The organism is Actinomyces sp. zg296, from assembly GCF_009829695.1.
Lineage (GTDB): Bacteria > Actinomycetota > Actinomycetes > Actinomycetales > Actinomycetaceae > Actinomyces > Actinomyces marmotae.
The window spans coordinates 63,671-78,977 of the sequence record NZ_VWPG01000008.1; the positions used below are offsets into that span (position 1 = coordinate 63,671).

A 15,307-nucleotide genomic window follows, 5' to 3' on the forward strand; every position below is an offset into this window, starting at 1 on the left:
GGACGTTGGACCCACCCGGCCCCGATCAGTCGCCGTCGGACTGCGGGGAGGCGTCCTGCGACTGCTCGTGCGCTTGCTCGGCGGCGGCGGCGATCTGAGCGAGGGCCCCGCGGACGGCGGCGCGCGCCGCCTCGTCGTCGCCGGCGTCCTCCGCCTGATCGGAGCGGTTGGCGCTGGTCTTGCCCGAGGCGCGCTCGGAGGGCTTCGCCGAGCCATCCTTACCCTTGCGCCCCTTGCGACCCGATGAGCGGGAGCCCGAGGCGGACAGGTCGGCCTGCTGGTTCTCGACGGGGCTCTCATGGACGATGAAGCCCCGCCCCCCGCAGCAGTCACAGGTGGTAGAGAAGGCCTCGACCAGTCCCTGGCCGACGCGCTTGCGCGTCATCTGCACCAGGCCGAGGGAGGTGACCTCAGTGACCTGGTGGCGGGTGCGGTCCCGGCCCAGGCACTCCACGAGGCGGCGCAGGACGAGGTCGCGGTTGGACTCCAGGACCATGTCGACGAAGTCGATGACGACCATGCCGCCGATGTCCCGCAGGCGCAGCTGGCGGACGATCTCCTCGGCCGCCTCAAGGTTGTTGCGGGTGACCGTCTCCTCCAGGGTGCCGCCGGCGCCGGTGTAGCGGCCGGTGTTGACATCGATGACGGTCATGGCCTCCGTGCGGTCGATGACGAGAGTGCCGCCGCTGGGCAGCCAGACCTTGCGGTCGAAGCCCTTGGCGAGCTGCTCGTCGATGCGATGGGCGGTGAACACGTCCTCCGGCTCCACCCAGTGCTGGAGGCGATCGGCGAGATCGGGGCTGAGCTCGGTGACGTACTCGGAGATAGTGCGCCAGGCATCCCGCCCCGCCACGACGAGCTGGCCGAAGTCCTCATTGAAGACATCGCGCACGACCCGCAGCGCGAGCTCCGGCTCGCCCTTGAGGAGGACCGGGGCCTTCCCCGAGCCGCCCAGGACGGCCTTGGCGCGCTTGTCGATCGAGGCCCACTGGTCCGCGAGGCGCTTGACGTCAGCGGCGAGCTGCTCCTCCGAGGCGCCCTCGGCGGCGGTTCGCACGATGACGCCGGCGGAGTCGGGGACGACCCGCTTGAGGATCTTCTTCAGGCGGGCCCGCTCGGTGTCGGGCAGCTTGCGCGAGATGCCGGTCATCGTGCCGCCCGGCACGAGCACGAGGTAGCGGCCCGCCAGGGTGATCTGGCTGGTCAGGCGCGCCCCCTTGTGGCCGATGGGGTCCTTGGTGACCTGGACGAGGACGGTGTCTCCGCTGGAGAGGGCGTCCTCGATCCGGCGGGGCTTGCCCTCCATGCCCGCAGCGTCCCAGTTCACCTCGCCGGCGTAGAGAACCGCGTTGCGGCCCTTGCCGAGGTCGACGAAGGCGGCCTCCATCGAGGGCAGGACGTTCTGCACGCGGCCGATATAGATGTTCCCGACCATCGAGGCCTGCGTGTGGCGGGCGACGTAGTGCTCGACGAGCAGGCCGTCCTCCAGTACCGCGATCTGGTTGAGCCCATCCTGCTCGCGCACGATCATGCGCCGGTCGACGCTCTCACGCCGGGCCAGGAACTCGGCCTCGGTGACGATCGGGCGCCGGCGGCCGGCGGCGCGGCCCTCCCGGCGGCGCTGGCGCTTGGCCTCCAGGCGCGTGGAACCCTTGAGGGCGGTGACCTCATCGCGGACGTCCCTGCCCCGGCCCTCCCTGGCCTCGCGGTCGGAGCGGGTGCGCGAGCGGCGACGACGGCGGCGCGAGGAGCCGCCGCCCTCCTCGCTCTGAGCGCCGTCGGAGTCCTCCGCTGCCCCCACCGGCGCGCCCACGGCCCGGCCATCGGGCTCGCCGTTGTCAGCGCCCTCAGCGCCGGGGGCGTCATCGCTGGAGCCGTCCTCGGCAGACTGCGCGCGGGAGCGCCGCCCCCGGCCCCCGCGGCGGCGCTTGCGCCTGCCCTGACCCGACTCGGCCTCCGAGGCGTCATCGGCGGCATCCGCCTCGTTCGCGCCGTCGGGGGACTCGGCGGCCTCATCCTCGGCGGGGATCGGGGCGTCCTGGGGCTCAGGGGAGTCGGCCTCCGGGAGGGCGTCCGCCGCCTTCTTCTTGCGCGAGCGGCGCCCGGCCGGCGCGGTCTCCTCCACGTGCTCGGGCGCGGAGGCCGGGGCCGTCGCCCTGCGACGGCGGCGCCCCTTCCCCGCGGGCGCGGCGGCGTCCTCGGAGGCGGCATCGGGGCCCTGCGGCCCGTCGGCCTGGGCGGCATCATCATCGGCGCCCCGCCCGCGGGCGGCGGGCTGCTCAATGGCGGGCGCCTCCTGCGGGGTCGTCGTGGCCGAGGTGGCCCGGCGGCGGCGCCTGGCGCGGGCGGGGTCGGGCGCCTGGAAGAGCAGGGAGGCGACGGGCAGCATGGGCTGGTCGTCCTGCGAGGCGCCGTCCGGCTCGGCCTCGCGAGCCCCGGCCCTGTCGGCCTCCGGGGCGCGCCGGGGGCTCTTCTCCGCCCGGGACTCGGGCGCGGCCTGGGGGGCCGCAGCAGCGGCAGTCGCCTTGCGGCGCCGGCGCGCCGGCGCGGCGGGGGCCTCCTCGGGCTCGACGGCGCTCATGGGCTCGACGGCCTCGGTGGCGGCTTCGTTGGTCTTCTTGGCTCGTGGCATCGTGTGCACTCTCCGGATGCCCGCGCACCGCCCGTACTCGCGGCGCCGGGGCGCTGTCAGCCCCTCGGTGAGGGGCAGAGAAAGTCTGCGTCTGCGCCGTGTGGCGCCGGCTCGTCGGGGCACCCGCTCGGCGCGGGAGTGCGGCGGCGCGCGATGCGGCGCAAGTCTCCACTGCCGGGGTAGCCGACGAGGGTCGGGCACCGACCACCTGTACGAGGGGGGTCGGGGCCGGGTCAGAGTATTCCACACCCCCTGGCGCCCGACGGCGCGGCCGGGCCTATCACGCCCGAGGCGTAGCGCACGTCGGCCTCCGCGGCGGTTCCGCCCAGGGGCTCCGCGAGATCTGACCACACCGTCGGGAGGCCCCGCCGGGGCGCCGCAGGGCCGGCCCACCAAAAACGGCGAGAAACAGGGCCTCGCGCGCCATCGAAATCGCGACGCGGCGTCAGCGCGTGCCCTACACTGACACCGACCCCGCCCCTATGCGCCGCCATCACACCAAATGGCGTCACTTATATTTCCGTTCACCTCTTCCGAAAGGTGCGATCATGACCCTCGCGCCGATGGCGCTGGACTCCCTCGACCTGGCTCGATGGCAGTTCGGTATCACCACGGTCTATCACTTCATCCTGGTCCCCCTGACGATCGGCCTGTCCCCGCTCGTCGCCCTCATGGAGACCATCTACCTGCGCACCGGCAACGAGCAGTGGAAGGTCGCCACCAAGTTCTTCGGCAAGATCCTGCTCATCAACTTCGCCCTGGGCGTGGCCACCGGCATCGTCCAGGAGTTCCAGTTCGGGATGAACTGGTCGGAGTACTCGCGGTTCGTCGGCAACATCTTCGGCGCCCCGCTGGCCTTCGAGGCGCTCCTGGCCTTCTTCATGGAGTCAACCTTCCTGGGCCTGTGGATCTTCGGATGGGACCGCCTGTCCCCCAAGCTGCACAACCTGTGCATGTGGCTGGTCGCCCTGGGCACCAACGTCTCGGCGTTCTTCATCCTGGCGGCCAACTCCTGGATGCAGCACCCCGTGGGCGCCGTCCTCAACCCGGAGACCGGGCGCGCCGAGCTCGACGGCGTCAACGGGTTCCTCAAGGTGCTGGGCAGCCCGCTGCTGTGGACCACCCTGGCCCACACCATCTCCAGCGCCTTCCTCGTGGCGGGGGCCGTCATCGTGGGAGTCGCCGTGTGGTGGATGACCCGCGCGGTGCGCGCCGGCCAGGACTTCGAGGCCCGGCAGTTGTGGCGGCGGCTCACCCGCTTCGGGGCAGTCACCATGATCATCTCCGGCCTGCTGTGCGCCGCCTCGGGCCACGCCCAGGGGCAGATCATCACGGAGGTCCAGCCCGCCAAGATGGCCGCCGCCGAGATGCTGTGCGAGTCTCAGAAGGGGGCCGGATTCACCGTCGCGGCCTTCGGCTCGTGCACCGACGGCACGGCGTCGCACCTCCTGACGATCCCCGGCGTCTACTCCTTCATGGCCACCAACGACCCGCAGGCCAAGGTCATGGGCCTCAAAGACGCCCAGGCCATGTACGAGCAGAAGTTCGGCCCGGGCAACTACACGCCCAACGAGATGATCACCTTCTGGACCTTCCGCCTCATGATCGGGCTCGGCATGATCTCCGTGGCCATCGGCGCCGTCGCGCTGTGGCTCATCCGGCGCGACCGGCTCATCGGCAGCCCGGCCCTGGGCAAGGCGGCCCTGTGGACGATGTGGCTGCCCTTCATCGCCTGCTCCTTCGGCTGGATCTTCACGGAGATGGGCCGCCAGCCCTGGCTCATCGCCCCCAACCTGGCCGACCCGGTCTCCCAGGTCTACATGCGCACCGCCGACGGGGTCTCCACCGTGGTCTCCTCGGGAACCGTCCTGGCCTCCATGGTGATCTTCACCCTCCTCTACGCGATCCTGGGGGTCATCTGGTTCTACCTCCTGCGCCGCTACATCCACGAGGGCGTGCGCACCCCGGTCGATCCGGCGACCGCCTCCACGTCCAAGGCCTCCGGGCAGAGTGAATCCACGAGGACCGCGGGCGCCCCCGCCCTGCTGTCCTTCGAGTACTGAAGTCGGGAAGGAAGAACACGACCATGACGCTCTCGGCTCTCTGGTTCATCCTTATCGCCGTCCTGTGGACCGGCTACCTCGCCCTTGAGGGCTTCGACTTCGGAGTCGGCATGCTCCTGAGGATCCTCGGCCGCGACGAGCGCGAGCGCCGCGCCATGATGGGGACGATCGGGCCTCACTGGGACGGCAACGAGGTCTGGCTGCTCACCGCCGGCGGCGCGACCTTCGCCGCCTTCCCGGAGTGGTACGGCACCCTCTTCTCCGGCGCTTATCTGCCGCTGTTCCTCATCCTGCTGTGCCTGATCGTGCGCATCTGCGCCATCGAGTGGCGCATCAAGATCAACTCCCAGCGCTGGCGGGACTGGTGGGACTGGGCCCACACGATCAGCGCGTGGATTCCCGCCGTGCTGTGGGGCGTGGCCTTCGCCAACCTGGTGCAGGGCATGAAGATCGAGGTCATCGAGACGGCGAGCAGGGCGGCCGTGGACCCGTCACGCGTCCCGGCCGGCTCGCTTCTGCGCGGAGCCTCGCATCAGCTCACCGGAGGATTCTTCTCGCTGCTCACCCCGTTCACCCTTCTGGGCGGCGCGGTGACCTGCGCGCTCTTCCTCACCCATGGCGCGCTGTTCACCGCCCTGAAGACCACCGGGGCGCTTCGCGAGCGCGCCAGCTCCTTCGCCGTGCGCTCCGGCTGCGCCTCCACGGCGCTCACCGCAGTGTGGGCCCTGTGGGCGCAGGTGGCTTACTCCCCCAACGCCTTGGCCTGGCTGCCGCTCATCGTCGCCGCCGCCAGCCTCGTCGGCTCCCTGCTTATGAGCCACCGCGGCCGCTTCGGGATGGCGTTCGGGCTGCACTTCGCGGCGATCGCCTTCGCCGTGGCGTTCATCTTCTCCGCCATGGCGCCCGATGTCATGCGCTCGTCCATCGACCCGGCCTACTCCCTGACGATCCAGCAGGCGGCCTCCGCCGATGTCACCCTGCTGATCATGACGGTGGCGGCCGCCGTGTTCGTCCCGGTCGTGCTGTTCTACACGATCTGGTCCTACAAGGTGTTCGCCGGGCGCGTCAGCGTCGAGGACATCACCCCCGGCGTGGGCGGCCTGCATCCCACGAAGGTGCGCGACTCCGCCCAGCCCGAGGCCGTGATCGGCTACTGAGCCCTACCCACCCGCGCGCCGGGGAAGGCCCTTTGCGGGGAGGACCCGCGCACCGCGCATGATGATCGCCGCTCGGCCTCGATGGGCCGAGCGGCGATCATCGTCACGCCGCGCAGTCGCCCTGCAAAATAGTCAACCCCTATAAACCGTTGTTCAAGAGCCTCCCCCTAGGATGGACGCCGTGAAACCCCTTGACCCACGCCTCATGCGCTACGCGCGCTCCGCCAGGCGCTACGTGGCCCTGACCGCTGCGACAGGCGTCCTCACAGCGGTTCTCGTGGTCGCCCAGGCCTGGCTCATCTCCCGGATCATCTCCCCCGTCATCCTCGACCAGGCCCGCCTGGGCGAGCAGGGAGGCCTGATCGCGGCGCTGGCCGGCGTGGCGGCAGCGCGCGCGCTGGTCGTGCTCGTCCAGGAGGGCCGGGCCCACCGGGCGGCCACCTCCACGATTATCGAGCTTCGGCGCCTCGTCCTGGCCCGCGCGGCGGCGCTCGGCCCCCGGTGGCAGTCCGCCCACGGCGCCGACACCACAACCCTCCTCACCAGGGGGCTGGATGACCTCGAGCCCTACTTCGTCCGCTACCTGCCCCAGCTCCTCCTGGCCGCCACCGTCACCCCGATGACCGGCGCTGTGATGCTCGCGGCCGACATCCCGTCGACCATCGCCGTCGTGCTCACGATCCCCCTCATCCCGGTGTTCATGATCCTCATCGGCCGTCTAACCCAGAAGCACTCCACGCAGCGCCTCGCCGCGATGGAGCAACTGGGATCCCAGGTGCTCGACCTCATCGCGGGCCTGCCGACGCTCAAGGCCCTGGGCCGCGAGATCGGCCCGGTCAAGCGCGTGCGGGCACTGGGCGAGGCCTACAACGCCACCACGATGTCCACCCTGCGCGTCGCCTTCCTGTCCGGCGCGGTCCTCGAGTTCATCACCACGCTGTCGGTCGCGATCATCGCCGTCGAGGTCGGATTCCGGCTCCTGTACGGCGACCTCGATCTGGCCACCGGCCTCCTCGTCATCATGATCGCCCCGGAGATCTTCAACCCCCTGCGCCAAGTGGGCTTCCACTTCCATGCCTCCGCCAACGGCGTGGCCGCCGCCGAGGCCGTTTTCTCTATTCTCGAGACCCCCGTCCCGGAGCGCGGCACCACTGCCGCGCCCTCCCTCGCCACCGCCACCATCCGCGTCGAGGACCTGTCTGTCGCAGCCCGGGGCGCCTGGGCGCCCCACGCCCTGACCGCCGTCATCCGCCCCGGCCGGCTCGTGGCGCTCACCGGTGACTCCGGGGCCGGCAAGACCACCACCGCCCAGGTCCTCCTCGGCCTCCTGCCCCCCGACCGCGGCCGCGTGCTCATCAGCCCCCCGCCCGGCGGCTCCCCAGGGGCGCTCGCCGACGCGCCCATCGACCTGGCGGACATCGACCCCACCACCTGGTGGGAGCAGATCTCCTGGGTGCCCCAGCGCCCAGCCATCCTGCCGGGAACGATCCTCGACCACGTCCTGGGCGAGGATGGGGCCGCCGCGCTCGAGGCCGCCGGCGCCCCCATTCCCGGGGCGGTCGAGCGGGCCGCGACCCAGACCGGTCTCGATGAGGTCATCGCCTCCCTGGAGCGCGGTTGGCTGACCCCGATCGGCCAGGGCGGGGTCGGCCTGAGCGTCGGCCAGCGCCAGCGCCTCGCGCTCACCCGCGCCCTCCTGGCGCCCAGGCCCCTCGTCGTGCTCGACGAGCCCACGGCCCACCTCGACGCCGCCAGCGAGGCCCATGTGCTGCGGGCCGTCGAGGCGCTTCGGGCCGCTGGGCGGACGATCATCGTCATCGCCCACCGTCAGGCCCTCATCGCCATCGCCGACGACGTCATCGAGGTCCGCTCGGCCCTCGGTCTCGACGCCGCGATGACCGCGCCCGGCGAGGCGATCGCCGCGAGCGCCCCCGCTGGGACCGGTGAGGGGCGATGAGCGTGCTCCCGTCCCCCCTCACCATCGACGAGCGGCGAGCGCTGCGGCGCGCCGTGGACCTGCTCGGGCTCGACCGCCGCCGGTTCGCCATGTCCGTCATCGCCGGGGCCCTGGGCCTGGGCAGCGCCGTCAGCCTCAGCGCCGTGGCCGCATGGCTCATCGCGCGGGCGGCCGAGATCCCCGATATTGCCGCGCTCGGCGTGGCGCCCGTCGCGGTGCGGCTCTTCGGCACCTCGCGCTCGGTCCTGCGCTACTGCGAGCGCCTCGTCTCGCACTCCACCGCCCTGAGCGGGATGAGCGCGCTGCGCGCCCGCCTCTATGAGACCCTGGCCGGCTCTCGCACCGACACAGTGGCGGGGCTGCGCCGCGGCGATGTCCTGGCCCGTGTGGGAGCGGACATCGACGCCGTCGGGGATATCGTCATCCGCGCCTACCTGCCCATGGCCATCGCCATCGCCGTGAGCACAGGGACCGTGGCGGGGATCACGATCGTCCACTGGCCCGCGGGTCTCATCCTCGCCGCCTGCCTGTTCCTATCCGGGATCGTCGGGCCGGCCATCACCATCCGCTCGGCCAGGGCGGCCGAGTTGGCGCGCCAGGAGCAGGCAACGGATCTTTCCGCCCATGCGCTTACCGCCATCGAGTCCGGATCCGAGCTCAGCGTCTCGGGGCGCATGCCGCGGCTCATGGAGGAGGTGGCGCGCGCCGAGAAACGCCTTGCCGCCTCCCGTGACGCGGGGGCCCGGCCAGCGGCGGTCGCCGCCGCGCTGGATATCGCCGCCCTGGGACTGGCCGTCATCGGCGCCCTCCTGACGGGGATACCCGCGGTGAGTAGTGGACAGCTCTCCCCGGTCATGCTGGCCGTCATCGTCCTAGTGCCCCTGTCCGCCTTCGAGGCGGTCGCCGCGCTCGGCCCGGCCAGCGTCCAGCTCGTCCGCTCGGCGGGAGCCGCCCGGCGCGTCGTCGAGCTCGTGGAGGCCGCGGAGGCCTCCGCCGCCCGCGTGCCCGAGCCGTCGCCCCTCCCCGAGATCGTGGAGGGAGGGCCCCGGCTGCGCGCCCGGGGCCTGTCCGTCGGCTGGCCCGCAGGGCCGGTCGTCGCCTCGGGCATCGACCTCGACCTGGCCCCCGGGCGCCGCCTGGCGATCATCGGTCCCTCCGGAATCGGCAAGACCACCCTGCTGCTCACCCTCGCCGGGCTCATCGAGCCCAAGGCCGGCGAGATCACGATCGACGGCGCTCCCCCCTGGGGCGCCGAGCGACGGGACGTGGCCGGCCGGCTCACGCTCACCGCGGAGGACGCCCACGTCTTCGGCACCAGCGTCCTGGAGAACCTCAGGGTGGCCGACGGAGCCCTGGCGCCCGAGCGCGCCACCGCGCTTATCGAGCGGGCGGGGCTGGCATCCTGGCTCGATGCCCTGCCCGCGGGGCTCGACACGCCCCTGGGCACCGGGGCCACCAGCATCTCAGGCGGGGAGCGGCGCCGACTGCTCCTGGCCCGAGCCCTGGCCGCCCCCGCGCCGCTGCTCCTCATCGACGAGCCCGGGGAGCATCTCGACGCCGCCACAGCCGACCGTCTCGTGGCCGATCTGCTGGACGCCGGCAGCCGGGAGCGGGGCGTCCTGCTCATCACGCACCGGCTGAGCGCCCTGGCGGATGCCGACGAGATCCTCGTGCTGGGCCGCCCGGGGGAATCGGACCGCGATCGCGGCGAGCCCGCCACCGTCCTGGCGCGCGGCACGCATGAGGAACTCATGAGGAACTCTCAGGCCTACCGCTGGTCGCTTTCGCAGGAGGACGCCGATGACTGAGCATGACGAGGCTCGGGAGCCGCGCCCAGGTGGTCCCCTGGCCTACGCCGTCCACGCCCACCAGGCGCCCGCGGCGGCCAGGGGGGGCCGGGACGATGGGCCGCCCTGGGAGCGCGCGGCCGACGTCGTCCAGGCGGCCCTGCGCCTGACCAGCTCGCTGCGGGTCACCGAGGCGCTGCGGCGCCTGGTGGACTCGGCCTGCTCGATCACCGGCGCCGCATGGGGCACGATCGCCGTGAGCAAGGACGCCGTCGTCGAACCTGACGCGGCCGCTCCCCCGTCCACCGGCCGGGTCCCCAACCTCGTGGGGGATCGCCCCGAGATCCTCCAGCGGGTCCTCGGCGGCGCCCCTGCCATCGAAGACCCGGATGCTCCCGGCCTCATGGACGGAAGGCCGGTCGAGGGCGTCCCCCGGGGCGTCGTCGTCGTCAACGACCTGTCGGGCACCACCGCGTTCACCGGGGTCATCGAGGGGGAGGAGCCCGGTGCCATGCTGTCGGTGCCGGTCCGCGCCCACGGGCGGCTCTTCGGCCGCCTCTACCTGGGCGACCGCCCGGGGGGCTTCGGGCGCGCCGACATCCACGCCGTGGTGACACTCGCCGAGGCGGCTGCCATCGCCGTCGAGAACGCCCGCCTGTACCGCCAGGCCCGGGACCGCGAGCAGTGGATGGCCCTGTCCCAGGAGATCACCACCCTCCTGCTGTCCGGGGCGGAGCAGGACGACGCCCTCACCCTCATCGCGCGACGCGTGCGGGAGGTGGCCCACGCCGGCACCTCCGCCCTCGTGCTGCCCAGCGTGGGCGACACCTGGATCTGCGAGATCGCCGATGGGCACCATGCCGACGAGCTCATCGGCACCTACTTCCCTCCCACCGGGCGCGCCATGTCCACCCTCGCGCGGCGCACCGGCCTGATCGTCCCCTCTCTCATCGACGCCTGGGGCGCGGCGGATCTCAAGGTGGAGGCGCTGGCGCGCTTCGGCCCGGCGCTCTACGCCCCGATGATCCACCGCGACCGGGGGGTCGGCGTCATGCTGCTGCTGCGCGAGCCCGGGGAGGCCCCCTTCACTCAGCACGACCTGGAGATCGCCGAACTCGTCGCGGGTCAGGCCACCATGGCCTTCGAGCTCGCCGACGCCCAGCACGCCGAGGAGATGGCCAACCTCCTCGATGAGCGCGCCCGCATCGGGCGGGACCTCCACGACCTGGCGATCCAGCAACTCTTCGCCACCGGGATGCGGGTGACGGCCGCCCGGGACCGCCTGCGCGAGAATGACGCCGATTGCGAGGCGATGCGCGGCATCCTGGACTCGGTCCTGTCCGCCGTCGACGACTCGGTGAGCCAGATCCGCGCCATCGTCCACTCCTTGCGGGACCGCGATGAGGAGGTCGGCCTCGTCGAGAGGCTGCGGCGCGAGGCCTCCCTGGCGCGCACCTCGCTCGGCTTCGCGCCCTCCCTGCTCATCACCGTCGACGGCCACTCCCTCACCGAGGAGGGCGGGGGCGCCCACCCCGAGTTGTCAGGGGCGATCGCCGCCTCCGTGGATGACGACGTCGCCGATGACATGGTCGCCGTCGTGCGGGAGGGGCTGAGCAACGTGGCCCGCCACGCCCGGGCCTCCTCGGCGACGATCCACGTGCGGATCAACGGCGTGCTGCCGGCCTCCGAGCGCATCGAAGAGAGCTGGGCGGGCATGACCGGGCCGCTCGTCGCGATCGCCTGCCGCGACGACGGCGTCGGGGTGGATCCCGCGGTCACGCGCCGTTCCGGGACCGCCAACATGGCCGAGCGGGCCAGGCGCCACGGCGGCAGCTTCTCCATCGGGCCCAGGGCGCGCTCGGATGGACCCCGACGGGGGACGATCTTCACCTGGATCGTGCCGCTGGACCACGCCTAGATCCGGGGCCGCGGGCCGCCCAGCCGGGCCCGGGCGGAGTCTCAGTTCTTGTTGCGCCAGCCGGAGGCCCGCTGCCCCGCCACCCATGCGGCCACCTGCGTGCGGCGCTGGAGGCCCATCTTGGCCAGTAGCGAGGTGATGTGGTTCTTGACGGTCTTCTCCGCCACGCCCAGCCTCTCGCCGATCTCCCTGTTGGACAGGCCGTCGCCGATGAGCTCAAGGACCTTGCGCTCGGCGTTGGTGAGCTCGGCGGTGGGGTCATCGTGGTCGGCGCGGCGGCGCGTGACCGTGCGCTCATCCAGCAGGACGCGGCCGGAGGCCACCGCGCGCACGACGTCGCTGATCTCCGCGCCGTGCACGGTCTTGAGCAGGTAGGCGCGGGCACCGAGCTCCAGCGCCTCGGCGAGGGCCTCATCGTCGTCGAAGGAGGTCAGGACGATGGGCAGGGCGGTGGGCACGGAGTCGCGGATCTCCCGCATGACCTCGATGCCGGTGCCGTCGGGCAGCTGGAGGTCGACGAGCATGACGTCGGGGCGCACTAGCTCGGCACGGCGCACGGCCTCCGCCTTCGAGGCGGCCTCGGCCACGACCTCCATGCCATCGGCTCGGTCGATGATCTCAGCGATCCCGCGGCGGACGATCTCGTGGTCGTCCACGATCATGACGCGGACCGTCCCGGGCGTTGCAGCATTCGGCATGAGCCTGACACTAGCAGCGTCTGAGGACCTACGTCACAAAGGCCGTCCCGCGCGGGTCACCCGCGCGTCCCGCGCACGCCTCTGACAGCGGGGGCAGGACGTGTGGGAGCGCCCGCCGATCACCTCGGAGCGGAGGGTGGCGCCGCAGCGCCGGCACTCGCGACCCGCCCGCCCGTAGACGGCCAGCGACCGCGCGAAATAGCCGGGGGCGCCCTCGGCGTCGACGTACAGCGCGTCGAAACTGGTGCCTCCCACGGCCAGGGCCCGCTCCATCACGCCCCCCGTGGCCCTCAGGACGCGCTCCACCGCCTGCCGGCTGAGAGCGCAGGTCCGCCGCGAGCCGTGGACTCCCCCGTGCCACAGCCCCTCGTCGGCGTAGATGTTGCCGATTCCGGAGATGATGCCCTGATCCAGGAGGACGGTCTTAATGGCGCGGCGCGAGGAGCGGGCCCTGGCGACGGCGGCCGCCCAGTCCAGGGCCGGGTCCAGGAGGTCGCGGGCGATGTGGGCGGCATCGGCGGGGACCAGCGGCTCCGGCGAGCCCTGCCCGCCCGGGGCGCCATCAAGGGTGGGCACGAGCTCGGTGACGCGCATGCCGCCGAGCATCCGCTGGTCAACGAGGTCCAGCGCCGCGCCGCCGGGGGCATCCCCGGGCCGGGGGGCCAAGAGCAGCCGGATGCGCAGGTGCCGAGGGTGGGAGGACAGATCGCGCACGAGGCTCGGGGCGCGAGTGGCGGTCAGGTCCGGCGGCGACTCGCCCGGAGGGCTGAGAGGAGCCCCGGGCGCGGCGGCGGCCGCCGGGGCGGCGGTCCCGCGCACGAGGAGCTGGCCGCTCATGCCGAGGTGGGCCGACAGGGCCCGCCCGTCGTCGAGGGGGAGCCACAGGAACTTGCCCCGGCGCACGGCGCCGGTGATCACGCGCCCGCGCAGCGCCTGGGCAAAGGCCTCCGGCCCGCCGTCCTGGCGGCGCAGGGGCCGGGGATCGAGGATCTCGACGTCGGCGACGCGCCGTCCCGTCAGGTGCCGGGCGAGGCCCGCGCGGACGGACTCGACCTCGGGGAGCTCGGGCACGGGCTCAGTCCCTTGGGCGCGCGGTCGTCCGCGCGGTGGCCGCGCGCCGCGAGTGGTCGGCCAGGTCCTGCCTGAGGGCCTCGTTGACGCCGGGCAGATCGAGGCCGCCATCGCCCTTGGCGGCGAGGATCGCGGCGTAGGCGGCCTCGGCGGCGGCGTGCTCGGCGATCTTCTTGGAGCGGCCCTCGCCCTCGCCCATCACCTCGCCGTCGATGATGGCGCGCGCGGAGAAGGAGCGGTCGTGGTCCGGGCCGACGCCGTCGACCGAGAAGGAGGGCAGGCCCATGGAGTGGGCGGCCGCGAGCTCTTGGAGGCTGGTCTTCCAGTCCAGTCCGGCGCCGCGGGTGCGGGCGGTGGCCAGGAAGCGGGAGACGAGCCTCTCGACGACGGCGCGCGTGGGCTCCAGGCCGGCCGTCAGGTAGGTGGCGCCGATGAGGGCCTCGACAGTGTCGGAGAGGATGGAGGCGCGGTCCCTCCCCCCGGAGAGGGCCTCCCCCTTGCCGAGCTTGATGAACTCCCCCAGGCCCAGGTCGCGGGCCACGGCGGCCAGGGCCGGCTCGGAGACGGTGGCGGCACGCATCTTGGCGAGCTGGCCCTCCGGAGACTCGGGGTGGGAGCGGAAGAGCCGCTCGGTGACGACGATGCCGAGCACGGAGTCGCCGAGGAACTCCAGGCGCTCATTGGTGGGCAGGCCGCCATTCTCATGGGCCCAGGAGCGGTGGGTCAGGGCGAGGTCCAACAGGTCGGGGTCGATCCGCTCTCCCCAGCGGTACAGGAGCGTCTCAACGTCGTCACGGTCGGGGGGCGGGGTGCGGCGCCCCATCAGTCCCGCTCCTCGTCGGAGCCGGGCAGCAGCTCGGACAGGGCGGCCCAGCGGGGGTCGATGGTGTCGTGGTGATGGTCGGCGGGCAGGTCGTCGAGCCGCTCCCCGCACTGCGAGCACAAGCCCGCGCAGTCGGGGCGGCACAGGGGGCGCATGGGCAGGCCCAGGATGAGGGCGTCCCGCAGGGCTGGCTCGAGGTCGATGGTGGTCTCCCCGGCCACGAAGAGGTCGTCGGCCTCCTCATCCTCCTCGTCAGCGCGGGCCTCGGCGGCCTTGTTAGGCAGGAGGTAGAGCTCGTCGAAGGTGATCTCCCGATCCTCGTCGATGCTGGTCAGGCAGCGCACGCACTCGCCGTGGATGCGCGCCTGGGCGGTGCCGCGAACGAGCACGCCGTCCTCCATCGAGACCAGGGCGGCGTCGACGACCAGGGGGCTGCCGGGCTCCGCCCCGATGACCTCGGCGCCCAGGTCCTCGGGCGCGACCAGGTCGAGGTGGACCTGCTTGGTGGCGCCGATGGTCGGTGGCAGGTCGAGGATGTCGACGACGAGTCCGTTCATGATTCCTCCAGGAGTGCGAACGCGCCGAATGTACTCGCTGGGCGGCGCCCCGCGCGCGCTCTGATGGCGAGCGCCGCCGTGAGAAGGACCCCTCGCGCCGGTGGCGTCACCACGACGAGCGCTGGGAGTCTGAGGAGTCGCCCTGGCCTCCGATGATGCCGTCCCAGGCGCCCAGGCGGGAGGCGAGGACCTCGCGCCCGGAGCGGATCTGCTCGGAGATCTTGGCGATCTCGGCCTCCAGGGTGGCCAGGGAGCGGTCGGAGTACTCATCGGCGCCCCTGCGCAGGGAGGAGGCGCGCTCCTCGGCGGCGGCGATGATCTCGTCGGCGCGGTCATTAGACATGCGCACGATGTTCTCCCCCGCCACGATCTGCTCGGCCTCCTCGTGGGCGTGGACCACGATGCGCTCGGCCTCGTCATGGCTGCGAGCCAGGACGGCGTCGGCGTCGGCGACGATCGCCTGGGCGCGGTGGATGGCGGTGGGCACGGAGCGGCGGGCGCGGTCGATGAGGTCGAGGGCGTCGTCCCGGTTGACGATCGCCGAGGCGCTCATCGGCATGGAGCGCGCGGTGGCGATGAGCTCGTCGAGGGCGTCGAGGATGTCGAGGAGGTCATCTGACGCGTCGTGCTGCTTGGTCACGGCT

General features: G+C 72.6%; 11 protein-coding genes. 5 read left to right on the forward strand and 6 right to left on the reverse strand.

The window, feature by feature from the left end:
• Nucleotides 1-25: 25 nt before the first annotated feature.
• Nucleotides 26-2,632, reverse strand: coding sequence for an Rne/Rng family ribonuclease (locus GVV76_RS07800; RefSeq protein ID WP_159626201.1), 2,607 nt, complete (start codon nt 2,630-2,632; stop codon nt 26-28).
• Between the two features lie 548 nt (nt 2,633-3,180).
• Here GVV76_RS07800 and GVV76_RS07805 point away from each other — a divergent pair.
• The 5 genes from GVV76_RS07805 (at nt 3,181) to GVV76_RS07825 (ending at nt 11,514) form a co-directional block, all read left to right on the forward strand.
• A complete protein-coding gene (locus GVV76_RS07805; RefSeq protein WP_159523429.1) occupies nt 3,181-4,695 on the forward strand; it encodes a cytochrome ubiquinol oxidase subunit I in 1,515 nt (504 codons plus the stop codon).
• A 23-nt stretch (nt 4,696-4,718) separates the two neighbouring features.
• Nucleotides 4,719-5,852, forward strand: a complete 1,134-nt coding sequence (cydB, locus tag GVV76_RS07810; protein WP_159626203.1) for a cytochrome d ubiquinol oxidase subunit II — start codon at nt 4,719-4,721, stop codon at nt 5,850-5,852.
• A gap of 181 nt (nt 5,853-6,033) precedes the next feature.
• A complete protein-coding gene (gene cydD / locus GVV76_RS07815) occupies nt 6,034-7,809 on the forward strand; it encodes a thiol reductant ABC exporter subunit CydD (protein WP_201292222.1) in 1,776 nt (591 codons plus the stop codon).
• The gene (gene cydC / locus GVV76_RS07820; RefSeq protein ID WP_159626205.1) at nt 7,806-9,617 is read left to right on the forward strand and encodes a thiol reductant ABC exporter subunit CydC; all 1,812 of its coding nucleotides are present in this window, start codon (nt 7,806-7,808) and stop codon (nt 9,615-9,617) included. Before cydD ends, cydC begins: the two co-directional genes overlap by 4 nt.
• The gene (locus GVV76_RS07825; RefSeq protein WP_159626207.1) at nt 9,610-11,514 is read left to right on the forward strand and encodes a sensor histidine kinase; all 1,905 of its coding nucleotides are present in this window, start codon (nt 9,610-9,612) and stop codon (nt 11,512-11,514) included. Before cydC ends, GVV76_RS07825 begins: the two co-directional genes overlap by 8 nt.
• A 41-nt stretch (nt 11,515-11,555) precedes the next feature.
• Here GVV76_RS07825 and GVV76_RS07830 read toward each other — a convergent pair whose 3' ends face one another.
• From GVV76_RS07830 to GVV76_RS07850, 5 genes are all read right to left on the reverse strand, one after another.
• Nucleotides 11,556-12,212 (reverse strand): response regulator, encoded by a 657-nt coding sequence (locus GVV76_RS07830; protein WP_159523437.1) that lies wholly within the window; start codon nt 12,210-12,212, stop codon nt 11,556-11,558.
• 33 nt (nt 12,213-12,245) lie between these two features.
• The gene (mutM, locus tag GVV76_RS07835) at nt 12,246-13,283 is read right to left on the reverse strand and encodes a bifunctional DNA-formamidopyrimidine glycosylase/DNA-(apurinic or apyrimidinic site) lyase (protein ID WP_159626209.1); all 1,038 of its coding nucleotides are present in this window, start codon (nt 13,281-13,283) and stop codon (nt 12,246-12,248) included.
• Nucleotides 13,284-13,287: 4 nt separating this feature from the next.
• Nucleotides 13,288-14,106: a ribonuclease III gene (gene rnc / locus GVV76_RS07840; RefSeq protein ID WP_442858365.1), complete on the reverse strand. Its 819-nt coding sequence runs from the start codon at nt 14,104-14,106 to the stop codon at nt 13,288-13,290.
• Nucleotides 14,106-14,663, reverse strand: coding sequence for a YceD family protein (locus GVV76_RS07845; RefSeq protein ID WP_159626212.1), 558 nt, complete (start codon nt 14,661-14,663; stop codon nt 14,106-14,108). Before GVV76_RS07845 ends, rnc begins: the two co-directional genes overlap by 1 nt.
• 106 nt (nt 14,664-14,769) lie before the next feature.
• Nucleotides 14,770-15,303, reverse strand: coding sequence for an ATPase (locus GVV76_RS07850; RefSeq protein WP_159523445.1), 534 nt, complete (start codon nt 15,301-15,303; stop codon nt 14,770-14,772).
• Nucleotides 15,304-15,307 lie beyond the last annotated feature (4 nt).

Bases quoted from the DNA above. Each gene is read 5' to 3' on its own strand.
- GVV76_RS07845 (WP_159626212.1), bottom strand. From the start codon at position 14,663: ATGAACGGACTCGTCGTCGACATCCTCGACCTGCCACCGACCATCGGC.
- rnc (WP_442858365.1), bottom strand. From the start codon at position 14,106: ATGGGGCGCCGCACCCCGCCCCCCGACCGTGACGACGTTGAGACGCTC.
- cydB (WP_159626203.1), top strand. From the start codon at position 4,719: ATGACGCTCTCGGCTCTCTGGTTCATCCTTATCGCCGTCCTGTGGACC.
- GVV76_RS07800 (WP_159626201.1), bottom strand. From the start codon at position 2,632: ATGCCACGAGCCAAGAAGACCAACGAAGCCGCCACCGAGGCCGTCGAG.
- GVV76_RS07805 (WP_159523429.1), top strand. From the start codon at position 3,181: ATGACCCTCGCGCCGATGGCGCTGGACTCCCTCGACCTGGCTCGATGG.
- cydC (WP_159626205.1), top strand. From the start codon at position 7,806: ATGAGCGTGCTCCCGTCCCCCCTCACCATCGACGAGCGGCGAGCGCTG.
- GVV76_RS07825 (WP_159626207.1), top strand. From the start codon at position 9,610: ATGACTGAGCATGACGAGGCTCGGGAGCCGCGCCCAGGTGGTCCCCTG.
- GVV76_RS07830 (WP_159523437.1), bottom strand. From the start codon at position 12,212: ATGCCGAATGCTGCAACGCCCGGGACGGTCCGCGTCATGATCGTGGAC.